This is a genomic window from Yersinia alsatica, assembly GCF_025133195.1.
Lineage (GTDB): Bacteria > Pseudomonadota > Gammaproteobacteria > Enterobacterales > Enterobacteriaceae > Yersinia > Yersinia alsatica.
In genome coordinates, this window is record NZ_CP104006.1 from 994947 (window position 1) to 1017875 (window position 22929).

The following is a 22929-nucleotide window of genomic DNA, read 5'->3' on the forward strand; positions in this document are numbered from 1 at the left end:
TTCAGCGGGTTAGCTTTTGGTTCCCCGCGCGGCGATAATCGCGTCAGCAACATTCCGTGGTGCTTCGGCGTAGTGTTTGAACTCCATCGTGTAGGTCGCCCGGCCTTGTGACATGGAACGTAACACGGTCGAGTAGCCAAACATTTCAGATAACGGCACTTCTGCCCGAATAATCTTCCCGCCACCAATCATCTCTTCCATGCCTTGCACCAGGCCACGGCGAGAGGAAAGGTCGCCCATCACGTTACCGGCATACTCTTCCGGAGTTTCCACCTCGACACTCATGACCGGTTCCAAAATCACCGGTGACGCGCGCTTAGCCGCTTCTTTGAAGCCAAAGATGGCCGCCATTTTAAACGCCAGTTCGGATGAATCCACTTCGTGGTAGGAACCGAACGTCAAGGTGACTTTCACATCCACCACCGGATAACCGGCCAGAACCCCGGTATTAGTGGCTTCGATCACTCCTTTCTCTACCGCCCCGATAAATTCACGCGGAACTACGCCGCCTTTAGTGGCATCAACAAAGGCCACGCCACTGCCCGGCTCCTGCGGCTCCAGAGTAAAGACCACATGGCCATATTGCCCTTTACCACCGGACTGACGGACAAATTTGCCTTCGACATCTGTCACGGTTTTGCGCACGGTTTCGCGGTAAGTCACCTGCGGTTTACCGATATTGGCTTCCACACCAAATTCGCGCTTCATACGGTCAACAATGATCTCCAGATGCAATTCACCCATGCCGGAGATAATGGTCTGGCCGGACTCTTCGTCCGTACGGATACGGAACGACGGATCTTCCGATGCCAGCCGCTGTAGCGCCAACCCCATTTTCTCCTGATCGGCCTTGGTCTTCGGCTCAATGGCTTGCGAAATCACCGGCTCAGGGAATTCCATGCGCACCAGAGTAATGACGGCATCCGGGTCACACAGTGTTTCCCCGGTGGTGACATCCTTTAAGCCCACACAGGCGGCGATATCACCGGCGCGAATTTCATCCACTTCAATCCGGTTATTGGCGTGCATCTGCACGATACGGCCAATGCGCTCTTTCTTGCCCCGAATTGGGTTATAAACACTGTCGCCTTTGCTCAGCACGCCGGAGTAAACCCGCACGAAAGTCAGCTGACCCACATAGGGGTCGGTCATCAATTTGAATGCCAGCGCCGAGAATTTTTCATTATCATCGGCCTTGCGGCTCACTTCGTTACCGTTTTCATCGGTACCACTGACCGGTGGAATATCCACCGGCGATGGCATCAGTTCAACCACCGCATCCAACATCCGTTGCACGCCTTTGTTCTTGAAGGCACTGCCGCACATCATCGGCTGAATTTCACCGGCAATGGTGCGGATACGCAGACCTTGGGTAATTTCATCCACCGTCAGGTCGCCGGTTTCCAGATATTCTGTCATCAGTGCCTCAGAGGCTTCTGCTGCCTCGGAGACCATTTTCTCGCGCCATTCATTAGCCGTCGCCAGTAAATTTTCTGGGATTGGCTCATAACTGAATGTCATCCCCTGAGAAGCTTCGTCCCAGATAATGGCGCGCATCAGCCGCAAATCCACCACGCCGGTGAAGTGCTCTTCACTGCCGATTGGAATCACAATCGGCACCGGATTGGCTTTCAGGCGGTCAATCATCATCTGCCGTACGCGGAAGAAATCAGCGCCTGGGCGGTCCATTTTATTGACGAACGCCAACCGTGGTACACGGTATTTATTGGCCTGACGCCAGACAGTTTCTGACTGCGGCTGTACGCCACCGACTGCGTCATACACCATGACTGCACCGTCGAGTACCCGCATGGAGCGTTCCACCTCAATGGTGAAATCCACATGCCCTGGGGTGTCGATAATGTTAATGCGGTGCTCCGGTAGGGTTCTGTCCATACCTTTCCAGAAGCAGGTCACGGCAGCCGATGTAATGGTAATGCCACGTTCCTGCTCCTGTGCCATCCAATCAGTAGTCGCGCCGCCATCATGCACTTCACCCAGCTTATGACTGACGCCGGTGTAGAACAGAATACGCTCGGTAGTGGTTGTTTTACCGGCGTCGATGTGGGCTGAGATACCGATGTTGCGATAGCGCTCGATAGGAGTTTTACGTGCCATATTAAGTCCTTAAAAGATGATGGCAATTTCGGGGCGGGCAATTTGCTGCTCTGCCGGGAAGTTGTTGGTTTAAGTTGTACATTACTGTTGATCAACAGGTGATCGCGATCAGTATAGTCCTATTGTTCGAATATACACGTACAATTTAATTATTTGTTCTGAAACTGTGCAATAATAGCTAGCAGTAATGGTTGGCAGGGTATTCGCCCTGACACTGGATTTATTAGTAGGGCCGACATGGAGTATAGGCTATATTGCCGCCGGCTAAGGGCCGGTGATGTATGGCCAAATCAGGCAGTCTGGTCGTGGGCTGTCGTTTATCAATAGGAACACTATGATTGCAAATCACCCTGAGCGTGAGCAGATACGTTTGGAAAATGTGCTGACGGCTTTAGGTAATCCACTGCGGCTGGCTGTGGTGCGTAGGCTGGCGGCGGGGGGCGAACATGCATGTGGCACGTTGGTGCACGGGTTGTCCAAATCGACTCTGACCCATCATTGGCGTGTGTTACGTGAAAGTGGGGTTATCTGGCAACGTCCCTGTGGGCGGGAGAGCTTGTTATCACTGCGGCGCGATGATATTGATGCCCGTTTTCCCGGCTTGCTGGATGTGCTGCTGAATGCGGTGGAAAATGACTCTACCACCGATGAGTCGACGGCAAAGCATCTGTCGGAGAGTGAATCATAGCCTCGATGCGCGCAGCGGAAGAGGCGGCATAATAGCGGAGAGAAATTCTCCGCTGTTTGCTATTGATGTCAGGTCAGCCTATACCGCTGCGGCGAGCTGTTTCAGCCAAAGAATGCCGCGTTCTGGCGATGTCAGCACTGGAATGGATGGCGGTGTCGGCAGGGTGGTTAGCACTCTGGCCATTGACGCCTGCGCCAGCATCACCACGTCGCTACTGGCGAGTGCCTTTTGTAGCCCTTCGGCCACAATGCGGTCATGAGTGGTGTTGTCGCCATCTAACAGTGCGATGAATGCCTCCGGCATCAGCATTGGCACAATGTCTAGATTTTTACCGGCTGCTGCGGCTTTACGCCGCACAAATTCCAACGTGGGTTCCAAAGTAGTGGCGACGGTAGCCAGCACGGAAATCCGCCCGCCAAGAGCAATCGCCTCATCGACCATGGCAGAATCAATGCGCGTCAGCTGTAACGCGGTCATAAACTGGCACTGTTCCACTGCGCCGCCAATGGATGAACACGCGGTCATAAAGATCTCACAGCCCGCTTTCTCGGCATTATTGATATAACCGGCGATGCGAGCGCTGATTTCAGGGCTGACACCGCCATGCTTCATCACCTGTTTAATCATCGAATCTTCAATGATGTGCATCACTTCGGCTTGCGGCATATGCTCGGCAATCAATGTTTGCATCATGCCGAGCGTGGCAGCACTGGTGTGAAATAGGGCAATTTTTTTCATTTTGTTATCCTTCACAGATGGTTCTGCGGGTAAAAGGTTACGCTAGTTCATGCATAAACTGGGCGACTTTGGCTGCCGCTTCATGATCTTCTTTGGCGGATAATCCGCCCACGGCGACAGCACCGACGCACTGTTTATGCGTATCCAGCAGCGGAATCCCTCCGGGTAGGGCAGTAAACCGTGCATCACCAAAGTAACCGATATCTAACTGCTCATTTTGCAGTCGTTGCAAAAAGGCGTCGGTGGTGGCACCCAGTTGGCTGCTGGTATAAGCCTTGCGCTGCGTCAGTTCGATAGTCAGTAACTTTGCGGCATCCATCCGGGCAAACGCCAGCAAAAATCCTTGTCGGTCGCAAACGGCAACACTCAGCGGCCGGTTGTCATAGTCATTCTTTGCCAGATTCAGCGCATGGCTGACGGCCTGTTGCGCAGTATCCAATGTAAGTTGCGTTAGCATACAGCCTCCTATGCAGAGTGAGTTTCAGAAAGTGATGAGTCAGGTTTAGTGGTGCCAGTTCGAGTGCGCTGCTTCGCCAGATCTTTTCTGCGCCAGTAGTTGGCCAGCAGTGAGCCGGTGACGTTTCCCAGCGGTGTCATTACCGCCGATGCCAGCCCGACTGTTGCCAGTTTGCCCATCGCTGCCGCCAAGCCAGATGCCATGCCGCCATTCTGTAAACCGACCTCAAAAGCGATAGTGCGCGATGATTCGATATCCAGACGGAATACCCAGCGACTCATGCAGTAGCCGATCAGGAACCCGCCGCAGTTATGAATCAGCATCGCGACGCAGAGTAAAATACCGACTTGCATCAGATTATCGCGCCCAGCAGCGGCGGCAGTGGTGGTGAAGAAGATGATGCCCATCATGGAAATCCTTGGCATCGCCAGCAGAACTTTGTCGGATTTGGTGGTTAGCCAGTTGTAGAACAGGCTCCAGATGATGCCGCCTGCGAAGAAATTAGCGACGACTGCCAGCATTTGTGCATCTTCTGATGCGGTTTCGAACAAGCGATCCCAGCCACCAAAGATCATAAACAGCAGCCATGTCGCACAACCTGCGGCGATGGTTTGGACCACGCGTCGGCCTTGTTGACCCGCATAGGTTTTCAGGTAATCGTGCAGAATGGCGGCCCCAATCGGGATCATCACAATTTTGATGACATCCATCACCATCGACAGCAATTTCACTTCAATCAGCGAACCGGCCAAAATATTGACCCACAATGGTGTCATTACCGTGGCGACCAAGGTTGAAACCGCCGTCACGGAGATTGCCAGCGCCAGATTGGCATTGGCGATATAGACCATCACCGTCGATGACAGGCCACTGGAACATGAGCCGATCAGAATAATGCCAACCGCGACTTCAGGTGGGAAACTGAAAATTTGTGTCAGGGAATAGCCGAGCAGCGGCATGATTAAGAAGTGACAGAAGGTACCGACAAACACCGCCCACGGCATTTTCGCCACATCAGCAAAGTCTTTGATAGTGAGTTTGGTCCCCATGCTGAACATGGTGGCCTGAATCACTAAAAAGACGATCCATTTATGGGTGATATTGAAACCACCCCAGATAATCAGATCCTTGGAGTAGATCATTGCCGCGACAAAACCGGCAATAATCCATAGAGTGAATTGATAACTGCGTAATCCCGGCCAATACCCGGCACCAATGGCAAAACCAGTAATAAATATCACTAATCCTGGGTGCCATAAGCCAGTGGATTGCATCACCATTCCAGCAAGGGAGATAATAACGCCCACTGCAGAAATCAGTAATCCGGCTTTATAGACAGACGTGCTGATAGCCATAATAAACCTCACTTGTCGCATAATCAGAATGCGACATATTAAATATACCCGTCATACTTCAAGTTGCATGTGCGTTGGCTACATTCAATAATCCGAATCACTTACTACAGTAAGCTCGTCGGGACTATCTCGCTTGCCACCTTCCTGAAACTCGAATTATTTTGGTATAGTAGGGTAAATAGATAATTAAATTAGCGATTGTTAATATCGATATTCAGCATTTTTCTCGCCTGCTCAGGTGTAGCGACCTGTTTATCCATGCTGGTAATAATGTTGGCCAATTTTTTTACCAATGGCAGATTAGATTCCACGGTATCAGTGGCATTAATATATCGACTGTCTTCAAAACCAATTCTGACCTCTGCGGCCCCCATACCTACTGCAGCAGCAATCAATGAAAAGTCACGGCGGCCAAAATGCGTAATTGCCCATAATGCGTCGCGGGGAATAAATTGCCGCATAGCAATTAATGCATCAATGGTCGCGGGGGTGGAACCGCGATGACCCAATACAATATTAAACAGCAGCGGTTGTTTGAATTTTATTTTCTCCTGCAGCAGAAGAATGTTATTAATCATCCCGATTTCAAATACTTCAAATTCAGGAATGATATTTTTCTCTACAATCAGGCGCGAACAATACTCCACGTCTGGCGTCGGGTTGAGATAAACACTGTCACCCAGATTCACTGAGCCGACGTTAAGTGAGGCCATGCCAACACCTTTGCATTGCAGTGGTGCGCAGCGCTGCTCAATGTTCATTGTGGAGACGCCCCCAGTTGAGGCCTGAACGATCATCTCGGTCTGACTGAGAACCGGCGCGATGGTGGCAGCAAAATCACTGACATCCGGGGTGAGCTTGCCGTGCCGATCACGAACATGAAGATGAACGACGGCGGCACCAGCATTGGCACAGGCTAAAATATCCTGCGCTACCTCAGCGGGCTCTACTCGGGTCGAATCTGCGGCTACTGGTGCTAGCGAAATAATAACGTGATTAGACATAATTGAATTCCTAAATATGACCCGCCATACAGAGATATTTTGGGCGTAGGTTATTAATTAATTGTTTTATAATGAGTAAACCAATCTAATCCTTCTCGCGTGGTAGTTTGTGGCTGATATTCACAGCCAATCCACCCCGAATAATGATGCGACGCCAGATAATTAAATAGCCATGGGTAATTTATTTCTCCGCCATCGGGTTCGTTTCTATTGGGCACCGAGGCAATTTGTAAATGTGAAATTAATGGCCAGTAATGTTGCAGACTACGCGAAATATTCCCTTGAATTTTCTGACAATGATAAATGTCGAACTGGAGAAAGATATTTTCTTTGTTACACTCTTTAATTAATTGTATTGCTCGCGTAAATGTTGAAATGAAATAACCGGGCATATCTTCAGTATTTAATGGTTCGATGAGAACCCTGATGTTGTCCGCTAATAAATAATCTGCTGCATAACGTAGTCTTTTTACTAGAATATCGTATTGTTGTTGTTCGGTGATGCTGCTATTTCTGTTTCCGGCCATTATATGTATCTGTTTACATCCTAATGCCAGTGCATATTCCCGAGCTTGTTGCAGACTTTGCCTGAACTCTTCTTCACGTTTGGGCAATGAGGCCAGTCCTCGCTCACCTTGATCCCACCTTCCCGGCGGCGCATTAATCAATACCACCGGCAGGCCGCTGCTGCGCTGAGCGCTGACTAAACTATCAATCGGCTCCTGATAGGGAAACAGACACTCTGTAGCCTGAAATCCGGCGGTGGCGGCCTGACTGAAGCGCTCAATCAGCGGAACTTCGTTAAATAGCCAGCTTAGGTTGGCTGCGAATTTGAGCATGATGTCCTCACTTCTGTATTAACCAGATGCAACCTTACCCCGAGCTCGCCAATCTGCTGTTGCGCGTCAGACGGCAGATGCACATCAGAAATAATGTCGCTCAACTGCTGCAAGTTGCAGATATGGAACATGCCGTACTTGCCATACTTACTGCTGTCCGATACCAGTATGTTGCGCCGGGATGCCCGCATGACCGCCGCTTTGACCATCGCTTTACCTTCACTCGGCGTTGACATTCCGCGCTCCAACTCCCATGAACTGCTGCTGAGAAACGCAACATCAATGTTGATTGCATTAAAGAAATTGGCAGCACTATTACCCAGACAAGAGCGATTGCGGCGATCGACCAGTCCTCCGGTGTGATACAGCGCAATATGCGGCATATCCATTAAATAACTGCTGATGGTGAAGTCATTGGTCACCACGGTCAGATTAAAGCAGTTACTGGCAGCAATGGCTTTAGCGACTTCAAACAGGGTGGTACCAGCATCCAAATACAGCGTCTGTCCCGGTTCGATTAGCATTGCAGCCAACGCGCCGATATTCTGCTTTAACCCATGGTTCAGCGAGGCTTTTTCGCTGTAGGCCAGCTCCAGCTTCAGCATGTTATTCAGTTTGACGCCGCCATTAATCGCCACCACCTTGCCCTCGGCCTCCAGCACCTGAATATCTCGGCGCACAGTCATGTGCGATACATTCATGATGTCGGCAAGATCTTTAAACGACGCGACATTCTGTTCATGCACATAGCGATAGATAAAATCACGACGCTGTTCAGGGAGCATGGCGTTCACCCAATTTTATTGCGATACACCTGACGTAACTCATCGATATCTGATGCGCTGAGTTGGGTGTAAGCATAAGGTTTCAACAGAAAATACAGCCGGGCCGTATCTTCAAGTTCTTCGGCATTAAATACAGCTTCGCGCAGGGTCGAGCCGCTGACCACTGGGCCGTGATTGGCGAGCAGTGCGGCGTTGTGGCTCAGCGCCGACTTCGCCAATGCACTCGCCATGGCTGGATCGCCCGGCTTCATATAAGGCAATAAAGGAAGCTGGCCGATACGCATAACATAGTATGGTGTAATTGACGGCAAACAATTCGTTTGGTCAATATCTGTTAGGCATGAGAGCGCCGTCAGATAAGGAGAATGAAGATGGACTACCGCGCCACATTGTGGCCGCGATTGATACATCGCCAAGTGCATTGGCACCTCTTTGGACGGTTTATCACCGCTGAGATAGTGGCCTTCGGCATCCAGTTTACTTAAGGTCTGGCTATCCAGCTCACCCAGGCAAGAGTTGGTTGGTGTTACCAAAAAACCGCCGTCGGGCAACTTCGCACTGATATTGCCAGAGCCGCCGCTGCTCAATCCGCGCTGAAACAGCGAGCGGCCATAGTTCACCAAATCGTCGCGCAGTTGTTGTTCAGATAGTGGCATTGTGTTCATGCGGAATACTCCTGCGCCAGACAGAAAAAGTCTTCATTACCAAAGTTGCCAGATTTAAGTGCCATCATCAGCCCGAGTTGTGCATCTCGCACCCAGGGCACCCCCGGCGCTATCGATTTGCCGATCTCCAATATATTCACTCCAAGCTGGTTTACCACGGTGCCGGAGGTTTCCCCACCAGCCACGATGAAGATATTGACACCGCGCTCCAGTAACTGGCGAGTGAGCTGGGCAAAGGTCTCTTCGACGGCCAGACTGGCGCGTTGTTCGCCATATTGTTGCTGGATGACTGAAATTTCTGCTGGCGGTTGGGTAGCAGAAACCAATGGCGCAAAGCTGTCGGCAAGGTGCTGTTCAACCCAGTCGGCAATTTGACGGATATAAGCCGGGTCTGCCGCAATGCAGCGCTCAACATCCAGAGCAAAATGTGCGGCAAACTGGCGGTAATGCGCGACCTGCCGATTGGTCATCACTGAGCAACTACCGGAAAGCACCACGGCTTTTTTCTGGGTGGGGAAGGTGAGGGCGTGCGCTGCGGCTGTGGTTTGTGAAGGCAAGTATTTCGCCAGCGAACCCGCTAAACCGGAACCACCTGCAAGCAGTGGCCGTTGCACTAATGCTTGCGCCAGATGGTCTAGATCGTGAACGGTCAGTGTGTCGGCGATAACATGGTTTATCCCCTGCCTAGCCAGCACAGCGAGTCGCTGAGTGATTGCCGCGGCACCTTGCTGGATCACGGCCAAATTGAGTGATCCGACATGGCCTTTCACTTGCGGTGCCAATACCTGACATAAATTAGCATCACGCATTGGATTAATCGGGTGGTTTTCCATTCCAGACTGATTCAATAGTCGGCCATTCACAAACAGATGAGCATGAATAACTGTGCGAAAATTCTGTGGCAGTGCCGGGCAATGCACGACTTGTTGGGCTCCACATGCCGCCATCAGCGCATCACTGACCTGGCCGATATTGCCTGCTGCTGTGGAATCAAAAGTGGAGCAATATTTAAAATAAATCTGCCGTGCTTGCGCCGTTTCTTTTAACCACCGCAAACAGGCTAGTGACTGTTTTACGGCGATTTCAGCCGGAATAGACCGACTTTTCAATGAGATAACCACAGCATCTACATCAGTGGGGCATACCGCATCAATTGACGGTTCACCGATAATTTGTACCACTTTCCAGCCGTTATCTGACATGAAACTGGCGATGTCGGTAGCACCAGTAAAGTCATCGGCAATCACGCCAAGTTGGATAGACATCTCAACCTCTCCTGCAACAGCGTATTTAATTGACTCTATTGTTAGGTTTTGTGCTTAACATTGAGATGACTGATATCACAAACTTTATAACGGGGAAAAAAGAGGATTTGAATTTAATTTATTGAAATTTAAAATAAATAATTAAAGTCAGTAAAAATAACCTTTCACACAGAGTTGTGAATTTTTGTGCGCTGCCAATAGTGATGAATGACTTGCTCGCATCTGATCAATAAAATCACCGGCGAGATGGGCATCTTCGCCGGTGAGATTCATAAAGTTATCGACGCCGTGAATCATTAAATCTCTTCGGCGTGGGTCAAAACATAATCTTCAGCTTCTTTTGACCACAATCCGTCGGTTTTACGCAAGATCGTTTGCAGTTCCTGCAATAACGGCAAATCTTGTGGTTGCTCCATTAACTCACTTAAGGAGGTCAGCGGTATATTTTTACCGGTATAAACCAACTTTTTACCACCGATAATTTGCGGCAAATTCAATGTGGTTGCTGCTGCATCATTAAGTCCCAAAATATGAGAGACCACTTTCCCGGCATTCACTTTCTTTTCTTCAATTAACTTCACTGCTTCACGCATATCGTCAGTATTTCCTCCGGAGGTGCCGACATAATGGGTGAACGAATAATGGATATCGTAAAAATTAACCGACGCCATAAAATTCTTATCCTGCGGGCCAGCAAAGAAGTTAAAACAGCCATCTGGTGCTAATAGGCTTGAAGCCAATGTCACTAATTCTGCGGAAGGCACAAAAACAAAGATGTCGTCATAACCCTTGCCCTCAGTCAGTGCCATTAAGCGTTCAAACTGATCGTCAGTTTGTTTGGTATTAAGATAATGTACCTGGGTTTGCGGCTCGCTTGGATAGAGGCGTGCGGCATAATCCAGTTTCTGTTGGTGGCGATCGGTAATGACCAATAATTGCGGATTAACTGGCCCATGCAGAGCATAATCAATTGCTAATAATCCCATCGGGCCGGTACCGCCAAGGATTAATACATGACCGCCGGGCTTGATACCCATTTTGTGTTGATAAGTGCCAGAAACCAGATGGTAGTTGGCATTAAATGCGCCGATGACACAAGAAAGCGGTTCTACCAGCGATCCTTCGAAATAACTTTCACCCTCATATGGCAGCAAACAGTCTTGCTCCATCACTTCGTTAGGAATAACCACATGGGTGGCTTCTCCCCCGACATAAGGGAAAGAATATCCGGGGCAGTCAGGGCGGTCAGGTAATTGCAAATTGGCCTGAATCACATAATGGCTACCGGGTTTAAATTTATGCTGCCATTTCTTACCCACTTGCAGGATATCGCCGCAAAATTCATGACCAATAATAATGGGATTCTCCGCCACATTATCGGGCACTTTTTTATGCTCCGCCCCCAGATTGGCTTCTTTCCATGAAGAGAGGCAAATACTGTCAGTTACGACGGTTGCCAGAATTTCATCGTCGCCTATTTCCGGTAAGGTGAAACTTTCCAGACGCAGGTCATTTTTGCCATATAAACGTAGTGCTTTAGTTTTCATGCGGAACCACCTCAATATTTTTTAAATATAAAAACAGCCGGTCGAATAAAAAAACTCCCTGGCATTAAATCAAGCCAGAATGCCAAGCCATGAGCCTACAATTCCGAGGCCAAACAGGGAGAAAATGAGCCAGATAGGATTAATTTTTCGCTTGAGCAAGCGCATCATTAGCAGGGTTAATCCCAGTGCCAGTAGGCCGGGGCACAGTTGATCAAGAATGTTTTGTACCGTCATCGTCACGGTGGCACCGTCGTGGCCCGGTGTTTTTGATATCACCAGCGGCACATTGATGCTGGTCCATTTGGTGACCAAAACCCCCATGATAAACAAGCCCAGAATCGAAGCGCCTTCGGTCAGTTTTTGCAGTAAGTTACCGCCAAGATCTTTGACGATATTGATCCCTTTAACAAAACCGTATTGCAGGCCGAACCATTTCAGCGCCAGACGGACAGAGTTAAATGACAGGAAGAATAGAATCGGCCCCAGCACATTGCCATTCAGTGCCAGCGACGCGCCCAAGGCGGCGGTGATTGGGCGCAAGGTTCCCCAAATTAGCGGATCACCAACCCCAGCCAGTGGCCCCATCAGCCCGACTTTCAGGCTATTGATCGCCCCTTCATCAATATCAGCGCCATTGGCGCGCGCCTCTTCCATCGCCGCCGTCACACCGATAACCGGGCCACAAACGGCAGGGGTGGTGTTGAAGAACACTAAATGACGTTTTAAGGCGGCAATTTGATCTTCTTTCAGCGGATATAAGCGCTTAATTGCTGGCACCATGTCATAGCAGAAACCAAGGCCATGGATACGTTCATAGTTAAAAGAGGCCTGCTGCAAGTTACTGCGTAAAAACATTTTAAACAGATCAGACCGGGTTAATTGTTTGTTTAATTTGGTCATTTCGGCGTCTCCTAATCTTCTAATTCATCGAGTTTGGCTTGGCTGGCCTGTACTACAGGAGCCGCCGGTTTCTGATAAAGCGGGTTTAACTGGATATACAGCAGGGCAATAATCAGGCCGATGCCACCGAAGGCGAGCAGGCTGAAACCGAGGTAACCCCCGACAATAAAACCGAGGAAGAAGAAGGGCATCAGGTACTTCACGCCCATCATGTTGAGCACCATGGCGTAACCTACGACCACGATAAATCCACCGGCAATTTGTAACCCATGGGTGACGACGGTAGGGATGGCACTGAGCATATGGCTGACGGTATCGGCGCTGACAAAGATGGAGACAATCAGTACCGGTATGGCTACCCGCAATGCCTGAACCAGTAATGCCGAAACATGCATTAAATCGATCATGGCAAAATTGGCTTTTTCTGCGTACTTATCTGCGGCATGTTGGAAAACGACGGTGATAGTACGGGCAAAGACGGTCAGTACTTGGCCTGCCGCCGCGACAGGTAGGGCAATGGCAATACCTGTGGCAATATTTTGATGGCCGACAATGACCAGAATGGTGGAAATAATACTGGCGAGCGCGGAGTCTGGGGATTGCGCGGCCCCGACGTTCATCCAGCCCAAGGCGATTAACTCCAGCGTACCGCCGAGAATAACGCCAGTGGTCATATCACCGAGGATCAACCCGGTGATAGTACAGGCGATTAATGGCCGGTGAGTTTGAAACTCATCCAGCACACTTCCCATACCGGCAATACAGGCGAAAATAAATATTAAGATTATCTGTACTAAACTTATTTCCATGGTGACCTCTTTGGACGATATAAAACCTCTCACGTTGTGCGCGATAAGAATGGTTTTCTGTCCAGGTTAAGTAATCGGATTTAAATGTTTAATAAAGCCTGGGTTATTATTTATTTATCAAGTTAGGTGTCGTTATTTAGACTCCAGCTCGCGTAATTTTTTAATCACATCCACCTGAGGGTCAGAAGTGACTACCCGTAAATCTAAATGAACGCCACGTTCACCTAATGCATAAAAAGCATTAATATCGTCCTGATCAACCGAAACTGCTTTGGTTAATTGCGTTTTCCCTTGTTTAAAGGCCATGCCGCCAATATTAATGACATCAATTTTTACCCCTTGGTCGACCAAGCGTAAAACGTCTGTCGGGTTAGTAAATAAATAAAATACAGTGTCATTGGCATAGTTCGGGTTGTGATAAACCGCCACAGCTTTTTCTATATTAACGACATTCACTTTAATTCCCGGTGGCGCAGCTTGTTTTAATAACGTTTTTCGGATTTCATCGTTATAAACTTCATCGCTACAGATGATAATACGTCCGGCTTTGGCTTCTTTCGCCCATACCGTGGTGACCTGACCATGAATCAGCCGGTCGTCAATTCTTGCCAGATTGATTTTCATATAAAGTCGGCCTCTTCTTCTTCATTGCATTGTTGGTGACGGAATGACTGCACGCACTGTGTACCAATGTCGAGTAAATAATCCGTGAGTTCTTCCGCCGCCATAGTTTGTTGGTTATCGGCAATTTCTAGCGCCAATGGCAGTGATAACCCACTGATTACCTGAATATGGTTGTTACCGAATGCCAGGCGAGCCGCAGCGTTATAAGGACTACCACCTTGTAAATCCACTGCAATTAACCAAGAACTATTGTCACTCTTTGCCATCACATCTTGCATTTTCTCGACTAAGTTCTCGGCATTTTCACCACGATTAAATAGCAGCGGAGTAATATTCTGTGTTTCGCCATACACCATATTGACGGAGTTCAGCATTGAAACGGCTAAATCACCGTGAGCACAAAAAATAACCTTAACCATTTTGCCTCCTGTTATTACATTTCCCTGTCTATCTAAATTTGGATAATACTCAACCACACACTGCAACGTGTGATTTCGTAAACTGTTATTTGATATCAGGGTAAAATTAGTGTTTTATTGAAATAATCTTACCCACATCTTATCTAGTCATTGATACTCATTTATGGTTTATGCCGTTATTTTAAGTATCTCCTCAGCTGTCTCTTTGGTGGTCACCAGGCTATTAATATATTTTCCTTTGATGGCGCCAATAATCCCGCTGATTTTTTCGTGGGAGTGGGCAATTCCAATGGAATAACGAGCTTGCTTAATTTTGTCTAATTGAATGGTAATCGTTTTATCCGAGATATAGGTTTCCACCGGATTACCCTGTAAATCATAAAAACGTGAGCAAATATCACCTGCAACCTGTCGGTCATTAAAGTGCTCAATTACATCACTGCCGTAGAAAGCTCGCCAGGTAGAGTTGCCCGAAATATTCGGTGAACCAATGCCGAATATGGCGATATCCAGCCGCTGCCAATAGTCTGCAATGGCCTGATAATGCTGAGATTGCACAATACCATCACGGATAGCACTCTCTTCCAGAATGGCCGGGAAATCGATCAGCAGTGACTCTCCTTTTAATTTCATGGCGGCGCTGTAGACCAGAGTATTGACATGAAAGCGGCTTTCTAATTTCCCTGACGGGCCGCCAACCATCGGGATACAAGTCAGTTGGCGCGACACTGGTGATGTATCCATTTGCTCAACCAGCGTGGCGATAGCACTGCCCCAAGAGAAACCCAGAATATCGCCATTTTCAATAATTCGATTAAGCAGTGCGCCACACTGTTTTGCCATTAAAATCAGTTGATGTTCTGGCGATTGGTCTTGTTCTGAAGAAACCACAATTGCTTCACGTAATTTAAAGCGCGATTTCAACTGCTGCTCCAGCAACAAATTCTCGTTATAGTTGTAGTTGATTGAAATAGTGACAATACCTTGTTCGCGCACTTTTTTTAGCATCCGGCTGATACTGGTTCGGTAAATTCCCAGTGCCCGCGCTATTTCTGCTTGGGTGAAATTTTGCTCGTAATACATTTGTGCAATTTTCACCATCAGGCGTAGGTCATCGTTCTTTTCCATTTCAGCCTCTTGCACATTTGTGCAAATGTCATTAAATTATCTATGGCTTGATATAATCACTTTCCATTTTTTAAGTCAAAAGCACGAAATAATGAATCAGCTCGCCATTCTGTCATAATCATCTAATTCCCACGTCGAAATTAACCGTAGATAACGCACAAGTGTGCATATATCTTTAATGGTTTGATTTGTATTAAATAAATAGAAAAGTGGTTTTTGTGTTAACCCACTTTATTCAGGACAAATTTTGGATTTCGATCACATTTTTATTTTGCGTGATAATGTGGGTTTTGCACATATGTGCAGAAATGTGGTGTGGAAGATATAATCCGGCCCTATTTGACCGGGTTATATCAGGGGGCGGGGATTAATTCAGTAGTGGTTTGTAGTGATGCGGCTGGCGCATGCTGACCAGATCTTTACGGCGCACGACATTGGTGGGGTAAGGACTGCCCACCAGAGAACGGGTATCAATGGTTTGCGTCACTGTTTGGGATTCTTGCCATAGCAACTGTTCTTGTCGTGGGAAGGCGAAAGTTTCAGGCCCGAATATGCCGCTGTATCCCCCCTGCTCATGAGTGCTATCGACGGCATTGGCAAAAGCCAGATACAGGTTATTTTCCCCTGCACGGGTTCTGAATAAGTGCCAGTGAAGCGGATCAGCTCCGGTCGGGATGGGGTAATTTTGCAACACCGTGCTGCCCTGATGCGCGCCAGTAAAGCCCACAGCTACAGCGGCTGAGCAGGCAATAATATCGCATCCCATCAGTGCCAGAATCCGTGCTGATTCCGGCAGCAAGGCATCATGGCCTGACAGCAATCCAACTCGCCCCAGTGCTGTATCAAATACCCGCCACTGCTCCCCAGCACTGGCCCACTGTTGCTGGGCCTGAGAAAGATGTATTTGCCGATAGCTGCCAATGATTCCCTCCGGGCCAAACAGAACCTGAGTGTTATAGTTTTTATCCGGCTGTTTTTCGGCCATGCCCACCACCAGATACACGCACAATTTCATGGATAAACGAGTTAATGCCTGTACTGCGGGGCTTTCCAGTGTTTGCGCATGTGCCGCACCTGCGAGGTAGCCAGTTAGCGCTAATTCAGGGAACACAATAAATTCACTGCCTTGCTGAAGCACGGCTTCTTCGGTCATAGCCATTATGGTCGCCAAATTGTCATCCATCCGCTCAGTGGAGGAGAATTGCGCGACGGTGATACGACTCTGTTTGCCCGGTGGTAAAGGTTGTTGCCCGTAAAGCCCAAAGAAATCTTGTGGATTCCATAAAAAACTGTCACTCAAGAGTGAGTGATAATAGTCAGGTCGGCGTTGTTCAAACACCGGCTCACCCAGCACCTGACGTTGTCGGCTCCGGCTGATATCAATCTCGGCATAGGCAATGCCATCCCCGTCATCGACGACGGCAGCAATATTGCCATCAGGTTTAATAATGCAACTGCCGCCACTAAATTGCACACCTCGCTCTAGCCCCCAGCGATTGCTTTCCAGCAGGTAGCAGCCATTTTCCATCGCCCGGCTGATCCAGTAAGGGGCGGGTGTGCGCTCGGCCAGCCAGTTACTGATGTGACAAATGACATCAACCCCCTCCAGCGCCAGTAAACGGGCGGTTTCGGGGAAGTGAATATCCATACAGACCAGCATGCCAATGCGCCCCAGTGGGGTATCAAAAACCTGATGCCCGACATCACCGGCGGCAGCCCATTTGGGTTCTGAAATATAGGGATGGCTTTTGCGATGGCAGCCAATTACACCCTGTGGCCCGATTAATACGGCACTGTTGTAATAGAGGGCGGTTTGCGGGTCCACTTCTGGCATCCCCAACACGATATAACATTGATAACGTTGCGCCAGTTCAGCAAAGCGAGCGGTGCTATCACCGGGGACGGTTTCTACCATGGGGGCGATTTCCTGCCGGTCAAACCAGCAGTAACCCGTGGTGGCCATTTCTGGTGTTGTAATCAGGCGCGCCCCTTTTTGTGCCGCTTGCTCAACTAATGTCAGTAACTGACGCACATTGGCCTCTTTGGCAAACATCAAGGGTTCAAACTGAACTGCGGCGGCAAGAAAGGGAGCTATTGGCATGATTATCCTCACAAATAATGACTGTTATGCTCGAAGGGTTCCTCGGCAATTAAAATTCAGTTCTTCCGGTTATTGGCTGCTGTCGGTGTCGTCCAGGAAAAAATGTCATTGGCCTGAATCAATGCGCATGAGATCTCTTCGACGGTAATACGTTTATCCATCGCCTGATGGCGCAAAATCTCATAGGCCTGCTCTTCGCCAATGCTGTGCATTCGCATCAGAATGGCTTTAGCTTCACTGACTTGGCGGATCCCTTGCACTTTTTTTTCCAGCCGCTCAATTTGGGCGCTCATCTGCCGCTGCTGTTGGGCATGATGCAAAGCAAGCACCATGGCTGACAGCAAACCTGAGGCTCGGATGGGGGTGGTGATGGTGCTACCGGCCCCCATGTTAAGAGCCTGATCAATGAATGTCGGGTTCTCATAAGCAATCACGGCGATCAGGGCATGCTTATGGTGGTCGAGCCATGACACGTCCGGCTCGGGGTTATCTGACTGTAACGCATAGAAAATCAGGTCAGTATCTGCGGGCAGTTGTTCAGGGATTGGCCAGAAAGCCTGAACTTTAAAGCCCATGCGGCGTAAATGATTCGTCAGGGTTTCACCGTCATCATCATCAGGGTGTAACACCACACAACGGACCCCGCGACTCAGTAACAGGGCCGTCGCACTGATTCGGCTATCGCTAGGTCGCATGTGGATACCCCACTGTCGTGAGTTTGGTGACCCAATCGCCTTGAATCTGGTTAGTCATGTAAGGGTCGGGTTCGACGATACGGCGAGATTCCTGCACGATGGTAAATTGTCCACTTTCATTCGCCATACCAATGCGTGGATATAGCCCGGTATGTTGATTCAGTGGGTCAATACGAATGCGGCCTTGTGGGGCATCAAACTGGCTGCCGCGCAGGGCGGCTGACAGTGGATAGATGTGGTCACTGCCACATTCTGTCATGGCTTTAGCGAACAGATGCACCTGGCTGTAAGTGGCTTCCCAATTCATATCGGTGGTGAATTCCGGCCCGAATTGTTGGTGGAATTGCTTGAGTGCCGACTGATTCGCTTTACTGGCAATGCTTTGGAAATAGGGCGCGGAACTGAAATGGCCCTGTGCCACTTCCGCCCCCATAATGGCAACCTCGGTTTCTGAGGTATTCAGGCTACCAATCGGCATACGGGCGGGATCTAAGCCCGCGGCTTGATAAGCTTGATACAAAAAGGGCACGGTTTGCCCGACCACGGTACTGAAAATAAAGTCTGGCTGCTTTTTCGCGATCTCCTCAATGATCGGGAGGAAAGCTTCATAAGGCGCATTCAGATCAAGATAGCGCTCGCCAATCACTGCGCCATCGTGGCGTTGCAGAATCAACTCCTGCATATTGCGATTGCATTCGTAAGGGTAAATGTAGCGAGAACCAATCAGATAAACCCGCGCACCAAACTGACCAGTAAGATAGTCAGCCAACTGCACGCAGTTCTGATTAGGGGCTGCACCGCCATAGAAAATATTCTCGGAAAACTCAAAACCTTCATACAGTTGCGAGTAGAACAGCAGCCGACGATATTTTTCCACCACCGGTGACATAGCTTTGCGGCTACTGGAAGTGTAACCGCCAAAAATCACATTAACTTCATGTTCAACAATCAATTGCTCAGCCAGTGCACGGAACTGGGCATCGTCGGATTGTGGATCAAAATGGATAGCATTCAGCAACCTACCGTTGATACCGCCATTTTGGTTAATTTCAGCAATAGCCTGTGTCGCTCCGCGCCATTGCGACAGTTCTTGTGCCGCTGTCACGCCACTGAAGGAGTACAGTAAGCCAATATTGACGGGTGTCTCTGAATCCATATGCACCTGCTTATGCCATTTGAATATGGCGATTGAGCGAACGCGAAAAACACCCCGACCTGCGCCGGGGGCAAGAATTATTGCGCTAACAGTTCTTTATTTAGCATGGCGCCGACGGTGTATTTCGGGTCAACCATATTACCCAACCGCACTTTGCCGCACTGGCTTAGTAGCATGTAGGCATCCCATTGCTCAAAGCCAAAATCGGCCACCAGCCAGTAAATCAGGTCACGGTAAGCAATGCGGGTGGCATCTTCCAATGGGCGTGCGCTGCCAATGCTCATGATGGTTTCTGCGTTTTCCATCCGTGGCCAGGAGAGCTGCCAGTTCTTAATCAAATCCACTTTGATGGTGGTTATGGAGGCGAACTCTACCGCGGTGCCACAGATTTCCCCGTCCCCTTGGCAAGCATGGGCATCACCAATAAATAGACGGCCGCCGGGGGCGCGTACCGGCAGATAAGTGATACTGCCCGGCCCGATATCCGGCACGTCCATATTTCCGCCATGGTTATCCGGGGTCAGCGAGTTGATGGAGTCAATCTCTGGCGAGACACTCAACGTGCCAATATGGGGTTTGTAGGGCAGGGTATGGCGCTCGCTCCAGTAGACCTTTTCGCTATCGAGCTTAATCATGCGTACTTTTTCTGGCAGTGGGTCATTCAGCATGGCGGTCAGGTCTGTTCCGGTCAGCCCACCAAAATGCGGGATCATGGCGCAGATGCCGTGCGGATTGACGCCACGCGGCAGCATGGATTCGATATATACCGCAATCACATCCCCTTTTTCGGCACCATTGACCATAATGGGGCCATTTTGTGGGTTGAGAAATGGCATTTTTAACAGTTGGCTTGGAATATCTTGCTCTGAGTTGATGGCCCCTTCGAAGGCGTCGCGGGTGTCCACAATGACTCGGTCTCCGGGTTCAATGGTCAATACCGGGGTTGAGTAAGGGCCGATGGTGTAATGGAACTCTTTCTGCATCTCTTCCGTCAGATGGTGAGTCACCGGTTTACGTCCGGCACCCACACCACGTTTGACCATGATTGATTCTTCCAGCCATTTCATTAGCAATTCTCCATGTCGTAAGGGTAGCTGCGCAGTCGTGGCATCTGGTTACAGTGCCAGATGGCGGCGCATTAAAAGATCATCGGAAAGCTGTTGCTGTGTCAGGGTGTCGACCACCTGACCCTTATCCATTACGCTGCAACGTTGCGCGGCTCGCTGGATCATCGCGATATCCTGTTCCACCAGAATCACCGCCACATGCAGCTCGCGAGCAATTCGTACCAAGGTATCGGCGATGATGTTGACGATTGAGGGCTGAACACCTTCAGAGGGCTCATCCAGCAGTAATACTTTGGGCGATCCCACCAAAGCTCTGGCGATAGCCAGCTGTTGCTGCTCGCCACCACTCATGGTGCCGGCTTTTTGTTTGAGTCTTTGGCGTAAAATCGGGAAGTAATCCAGCACTCGCTCAAGCAAGTCTTTGGCGAACTCGCGGTGCTCACGCACAAACTGCATTCCGACTTGCAGGTTCTCGGCCACAGTCAGGCCCGCGAACACTTCACGCCCTTGTGGCACATAGCCAATACCTAGGCGAGCACGGCGCTGCGGTGATGCATTTGTGATGTCAATTTCGCCTAACAAAATGCTGCCTTGTTTGGCAGGCACTGCCCCAATTAAGGTGCGCATCAAGGTGGTTTTGCCCACGCCATTTCGGCCAATCAAGCCCAAAACTTCTGCCGCATGCAGCTGCAATGTGACGCCATTGAGCACTTGCCCGCCGCCGTAACCGCCAGTCAGGCCGTCTATTTGTAACACCACGCTAGTCATACCGCTTTCCCCAAATAGATATCCGCCACATCCTCGCGCGCCAGCACTTCGGCGGCATGGCCATCAGCAAAAACATGCCCGCCATGCAGCACCGTGACCTGCGAGGCAATCTGGCGCACAAATGTCATGTCGTGCTCCACCACCATCAGTGTCAAACCGTCGCTTTGCATCTGTTTGATTAACTCACCCGTCAGATAGGTTTCGTCGATAGATAAACCGGCCACTGGTTCATCAAGCATCAGCAGGGTAGGGCGAAGTGACACCGCCATAGCAATTTCCAGCCACTGTTTCTTGCCGTGAGACAAGTTACCGGCCAACTGATGGTATTCAGTGGTGAGCTTAAAGCGCTCTAATAGCTCATCGACACTGGCCGCCTGTGAACGAACCTCCGGGCGTAAGTGGCTGAGAGACAGTTGCAAATGCTGCTCAACCGTCAGCTCTGGAAAGATGCCGGGAATCTGAAATTTAATGCTCATGCCCATCCGAATACGCTGGAAAGGAGCTAATGTATTCAGCCGCTGATTGAAGAAACTAATATCTCCAGCGCTGGGAGTATGTTCACCGGTGAGCAATTTGAAAAAGGTACTTTTACCGGCCCCGTTAGGGCCAATAACACAGCGCACCTCGCCACGACGAATTTGCAAATCCACCTGATTGATAACCTGAATGCCACCAAAGCGTTTGCTTAACCCACGGGTTTCGAGGATCAATTCTTCTGATAGCTGATTCATAGTGGCTCTCCTCGCTTCTGGCGTGCCGCAGCCAAGCGGGTGATTTTCTCCGCCAACCACGGCAATAAGCCATTAGGTGCGGCCAGTACCACAAACAGCAGAATGGCACCGAGTAAAATCATGGCGTATTCGCTGCCATAAATAGCCAACCATTGGGATAACCACACCAGCAGCGCCGTGATGACCACGGTGCCAAAAATATTTTTACGCCCGGCGGTTGCCACCCAGATAACCGGCATTGCCGCCGCGGTCAGCCCCATGGACGATGGCGTGATGTAAGAACCCCATAGGGTATAAAGTGCGCCGGATAACCCGGAAAGCACGCCGCCGAGCACGAACACCAGTAATTGGTAGCGGCGGATATCAATCCCCAGCATTTCGGCCCGCCGTGGGTTCTCACGAATAGAGGCCAGCGTCAGACCAAAATTAGAGCGCAATAAGCGCCGCACTCCCCAATAAACCCCGGCCAGCAGCACGATAATCAGGTAATAGAATGCATTGCCCTCCAGTGTCAGCCGTTCGCCACCAAACCCAGGGAGAGACAGGGGCGGCATCCCTGACATGCCATTAAAACCATTCAGTCGCGCGCTGCCGATAGCCCAGTGCGGGCCTGCGGTTTGTGACATAAAGGTTTCCAGCACCAGAGTGAAAGACAAGGTCACGATGCCGATAAAAATGCCAGTTACCCCGCCGTAAAACATCAAATAACCCAGTGCGGCAGCTACGGCGGCGGCCACCAGCAGCGCCACTATCAAGCCAGACCACGTGGAGAGCACCCCATCACCAAAATTCAGGGTCATCACGCCGTAGGTGTAGCCGGCAAGGCCAAAGAACGCGGTCTGGCCGAACGATAAAATGCCGCCATGCCCCCACATTGCCGCTAACCCGACGGCGCAGAATGTCCATAACAAGAAGTAAGAAAAGTCGCCGATCATGGCGCTATCGACTACCAGCGGCAGGGCCAGTGCGCCCACAATCACCAACAGTGCGACCCGCCGAGTAGTGGATGGCGGGCCTTTTTTGGCGCTCGCCGTCGATAGATTAAGAGAAGTCATTGTCACATGCGGCTC

At 49.8% G+C, this 22929-nt stretch carries 23 protein-coding genes; 1 reads left to right on the plus strand and 22 read right to left on the minus strand.

Annotated features, from left to right (window positions below; all coding sequences use genetic code 11):
• Positions 1-9: 9 nt before the first annotated feature.
• The gene (gene fusA / locus N0H69_RS04340; protein ID WP_050121459.1) at positions 10-2118 is read right to left on the minus strand and encodes an elongation factor G; all 2109 of its coding nucleotides are present in this window, start codon (positions 2116-2118) and stop codon (positions 10-12) included.
• Between the two features lie 334 nt (positions 2119-2452).
• On the opposite strand from fusA, the gene N0H69_RS04345 reads away from it, so the two are divergent.
• Positions 2453-2806, plus strand: coding sequence for an ArsR/SmtB family transcription factor (locus N0H69_RS04345; protein ID WP_050106435.1), 354 nt, complete (start codon positions 2453-2455; stop codon positions 2804-2806).
• 78 nt (positions 2807-2884) lie between these two features.
• Here the strand turns inward: N0H69_RS04345 and N0H69_RS04350 are convergent, their stop codons facing one another.
• The 21 genes from N0H69_RS04350 to N0H69_RS04450 all read right to left on the minus strand — a co-directional run bounded on the left by N0H69_RS04350 (position 2885) and on the right by N0H69_RS04450 (position 22920).
• A complete protein-coding gene (locus tag N0H69_RS04350) occupies positions 2885-3544 on the minus strand; it encodes an aspartate/glutamate racemase family protein (RefSeq protein ID WP_050150219.1) in 660 nt (219 codons plus the stop codon).
• A 37-nt stretch (positions 3545-3581) separates the two neighbouring features.
• Entirely contained in the window at positions 3582-4001 is a 420-nt protein-coding gene (locus tag N0H69_RS04355) for a GlcG/HbpS family heme-binding protein (protein WP_050106433.1), read from the minus strand.
• 8 nt (positions 4002-4009) lie between these two features.
• Entirely contained in the window at positions 4010-5356 is a 1347-nt protein-coding gene (locus tag N0H69_RS04360; protein WP_050150216.1) for a bile acid:sodium symporter family protein, read from the minus strand.
• Between the two features lie 191 nt (positions 5357-5547).
• Positions 5548-6360 carry a beta-keto acid cleavage family enzyme gene (locus tag N0H69_RS04365; RefSeq protein WP_050121457.1) on the minus strand — a complete coding sequence of 271 codons (813 nt, stop codon included), beginning with the start codon at positions 6358-6360 and terminating at the stop codon, positions 5548-5550.
• Positions 6361-6413: 53 nt separating this feature from the next.
• Positions 6414-7199, minus strand: a complete 786-nt coding sequence (gene otnI, locus N0H69_RS04370) for a 2-oxo-tetronate isomerase (protein ID WP_050150213.1) — start codon at positions 7197-7199, stop codon at positions 6414-6416.
• The gene (locus tag N0H69_RS04375) at positions 7175-7984 is read right to left on the minus strand and encodes a DeoR/GlpR family DNA-binding transcription regulator (protein ID WP_050106429.1); all 810 of its coding nucleotides are present in this window, start codon (positions 7982-7984) and stop codon (positions 7175-7177) included. The genes otnI and N0H69_RS04375 overlap by 25 nt, the downstream gene beginning before the upstream one ends.
• Positions 7985-7989: 5 nt before the next feature.
• Positions 7990-8640, minus strand: coding sequence for a 3-oxo-tetronate 4-phosphate decarboxylase (otnC, locus tag N0H69_RS04380; protein WP_375541936.1), 651 nt, complete (start codon positions 8638-8640; stop codon positions 7990-7992).
• A gap of 5 nt (positions 8641-8645) precedes the next feature.
• The gene (otnK, locus tag N0H69_RS04385; protein ID WP_050150209.1) at positions 8646-9914 is read right to left on the minus strand and encodes a 3-oxo-tetronate kinase; all 1269 of its coding nucleotides are present in this window, start codon (positions 9912-9914) and stop codon (positions 8646-8648) included.
• 296 nt (positions 9915-10210) lie between these two features.
• Positions 10211-11461 (minus strand): zinc-binding dehydrogenase, encoded by a 1251-nt coding sequence (locus N0H69_RS04390; protein ID WP_050150207.1) that lies wholly within the window; start codon positions 11459-11461, stop codon positions 10211-10213.
• Positions 11462-11530: 69 nt separating this feature from the next.
• Positions 11531-12361: a PTS system mannose/fructose/sorbose family transporter subunit IID gene (locus N0H69_RS04395; protein ID WP_050106425.1), complete on the minus strand. Its 831-nt coding sequence runs from the start codon at positions 12359-12361 to the stop codon at positions 11531-11533.
• Between the two features lie 11 nt (positions 12362-12372).
• The gene (locus tag N0H69_RS04400; protein ID WP_050133120.1) at positions 12373-13170 is read right to left on the minus strand and encodes a PTS mannose/fructose/sorbose transporter subunit IIC; all 798 of its coding nucleotides are present in this window, start codon (positions 13168-13170) and stop codon (positions 12373-12375) included.
• Positions 13171-13302: 132 nt separating this feature from the next.
• Positions 13303-13794, minus strand: a complete 492-nt coding sequence (locus N0H69_RS04405; protein WP_050106424.1) for a mannose/fructose/sorbose PTS transporter subunit IIB — start codon at positions 13792-13794, stop codon at positions 13303-13305.
• Positions 13791-14213: a mannose/fructose/sorbose PTS transporter subunit IIA gene (locus N0H69_RS04410; protein WP_050106423.1), complete on the minus strand. Its 423-nt coding sequence runs from the start codon at positions 14211-14213 to the stop codon at positions 13791-13793. The genes N0H69_RS04405 and N0H69_RS04410 overlap by 4 nt, the downstream gene beginning before the upstream one ends.
• 168 nt (positions 14214-14381) lie before the next feature.
• The gene (locus N0H69_RS04415; RefSeq protein ID WP_050106422.1) at positions 14382-15341 is read right to left on the minus strand and encodes a sugar-binding transcriptional regulator; all 960 of its coding nucleotides are present in this window, start codon (positions 15339-15341) and stop codon (positions 14382-14384) included.
• Between the two features lie 367 nt (positions 15342-15708).
• The gene (locus N0H69_RS04420) at positions 15709-17442 is read right to left on the minus strand and encodes a nitrilase-related carbon-nitrogen hydrolase (protein WP_050150205.1); all 1734 of its coding nucleotides are present in this window, start codon (positions 17440-17442) and stop codon (positions 15709-15711) included.
• Between the two features lie 56 nt (positions 17443-17498).
• Positions 17499-18137 carry an ANTAR domain-containing response regulator gene (locus N0H69_RS04425; RefSeq protein WP_050121450.1) on the minus strand — a complete coding sequence of 213 codons (639 nt, stop codon included), beginning with the start codon at positions 18135-18137 and terminating at the stop codon, positions 17499-17501.
• A complete protein-coding gene (locus tag N0H69_RS04430; RefSeq protein WP_050150203.1) occupies positions 18127-19293 on the minus strand; it encodes a transporter substrate-binding domain-containing protein in 1167 nt (388 codons plus the stop codon). Before N0H69_RS04430 ends, N0H69_RS04425 begins: the two co-directional genes overlap by 11 nt.
• Positions 19294-19370: 77 nt before the next feature.
• Complete coding sequence (locus N0H69_RS04435) at positions 19371-20360, minus strand: acetamidase/formamidase family protein (protein ID WP_050106418.1); 990 nt, start codon at positions 20358-20360, stop codon at positions 19371-19373.
• A gap of 48 nt (positions 20361-20408) precedes the next feature.
• Entirely contained in the window at positions 20409-21128 is a 720-nt protein-coding gene (locus tag N0H69_RS04440) for an ABC transporter ATP-binding protein (protein ID WP_050106417.1), read from the minus strand.
• Complete coding sequence (locus N0H69_RS04445; protein ID WP_050150201.1) at positions 21125-21859, minus strand: ABC transporter ATP-binding protein; 735 nt, start codon at positions 21857-21859, stop codon at positions 21125-21127. The genes N0H69_RS04440 and N0H69_RS04445 overlap by 4 nt, the downstream gene beginning before the upstream one ends.
• Positions 21856-22920 carry an ABC transporter permease subunit gene (locus tag N0H69_RS04450; RefSeq protein WP_050150199.1) on the minus strand — a complete coding sequence of 355 codons (1065 nt, stop codon included), beginning with the start codon at positions 22918-22920 and terminating at the stop codon, positions 21856-21858. Before N0H69_RS04450 ends, N0H69_RS04445 begins: the two co-directional genes overlap by 4 nt.
• Positions 22921-22929: the final 9 nt, after the last annotated feature.

Excerpts from the sequence above, each read along its gene's own strand:
- fusA (WP_050121459.1), bottom strand. The coding sequence starts at position 2,118 with ATGGCACGTAAAACTCCTATCGAGCGCTATCGCAACATCGGTATCTCA.
- N0H69_RS04345 (WP_050106435.1), top strand. The coding sequence starts at position 2,453 with ATGATTGCAAATCACCCTGAGCGTGAGCAGATACGTTTGGAAAATGTG.
- N0H69_RS04350 (WP_050150219.1), bottom strand. The coding sequence starts at position 3,544 with ATGAAAAAAATTGCCCTATTTCACACCAGTGCTGCCACGCTCGGCATG.
- N0H69_RS04355 (WP_050106433.1), bottom strand. The coding sequence starts at position 4,001 with ATGCTAACGCAACTTACATTGGATACTGCGCAACAGGCCGTCAGCCAT.
- N0H69_RS04360 (WP_050150216.1), bottom strand. The coding sequence starts at position 5,356 with ATGGCTATCAGCACGTCTGTCTATAAAGCCGGATTACTGATTTCTGCA.
- N0H69_RS04365 (WP_050121457.1), bottom strand. The coding sequence starts at position 6,360 with ATGTCTAATCACGTTATTATTTCGCTAGCACCAGTAGCCGCAGATTCG.
- otnI (WP_050150213.1), bottom strand. The coding sequence starts at position 7,199 with ATGCTCAAATTCGCAGCCAACCTAAGCTGGCTATTTAACGAAGTTCCG.
- N0H69_RS04375 (WP_050106429.1), bottom strand. The coding sequence starts at position 7,984 with ATGCTCCCTGAACAGCGTCGTGATTTTATCTATCGCTATGTGCATGAA.
- otnC (WP_375541936.1), bottom strand. The coding sequence starts at position 8,640 with ATGCCACTATCTGAACAACAACTGCGCGACGATTTGGTGAACTATGGC.
- otnK (WP_050150209.1), bottom strand. The coding sequence starts at position 9,914 with ATGTCTATCCAACTTGGCGTGATTGCCGATGACTTTACTGGTGCTACC.
- N0H69_RS04390 (WP_050150207.1), bottom strand. The coding sequence starts at position 11,461 with ATGAAAACTAAAGCACTACGTTTATATGGCAAAAATGACCTGCGTCTG.
- N0H69_RS04395 (WP_050106425.1), bottom strand. The coding sequence starts at position 12,361 with ATGACCAAATTAAACAAACAATTAACCCGGTCTGATCTGTTTAAAATG.
- N0H69_RS04400 (WP_050133120.1), bottom strand. The coding sequence starts at position 13,170 with ATGGAAATAAGTTTAGTACAGATAATCTTAATATTTATTTTCGCCTGT.
- N0H69_RS04405 (WP_050106424.1), bottom strand. The coding sequence starts at position 13,794 with ATGAAAATCAATCTGGCAAGAATTGACGACCGGCTGATTCATGGTCAG.
- N0H69_RS04410 (WP_050106423.1), bottom strand. The coding sequence starts at position 14,213 with ATGGTTAAGGTTATTTTTTGTGCTCACGGTGATTTAGCCGTTTCAATG.
- N0H69_RS04415 (WP_050106422.1), bottom strand. The coding sequence starts at position 15,341 with ATGGAAAAGAACGATGACCTACGCCTGATGGTGAAAATTGCACAAATG.
- N0H69_RS04420 (WP_050150205.1), bottom strand. The coding sequence starts at position 17,442 with ATGCCAATAGCTCCCTTTCTTGCCGCCGCAGTTCAGTTTGAACCCTTG.
- N0H69_RS04425 (WP_050121450.1), bottom strand. The coding sequence starts at position 18,137 with ATGCGACCTAGCGATAGCCGAATCAGTGCGACGGCCCTGTTACTGAGT.
- N0H69_RS04430 (WP_050150203.1), bottom strand. The coding sequence starts at position 19,293 with ATGGATTCAGAGACACCCGTCAATATTGGCTTACTGTACTCCTTCAGT.
- N0H69_RS04435 (WP_050106418.1), bottom strand. The coding sequence starts at position 20,360 with ATGAAATGGCTGGAAGAATCAATCATGGTCAAACGTGGTGTGGGTGCC.
- N0H69_RS04440 (WP_050106417.1), bottom strand. The coding sequence starts at position 21,128 with ATGACTAGCGTGGTGTTACAAATAGACGGCCTGACTGGCGGTTACGGC.
- N0H69_RS04445 (WP_050150201.1), bottom strand. The coding sequence starts at position 21,859 with ATGAATCAGCTATCAGAAGAATTGATCCTCGAAACCCGTGGGTTAAGC.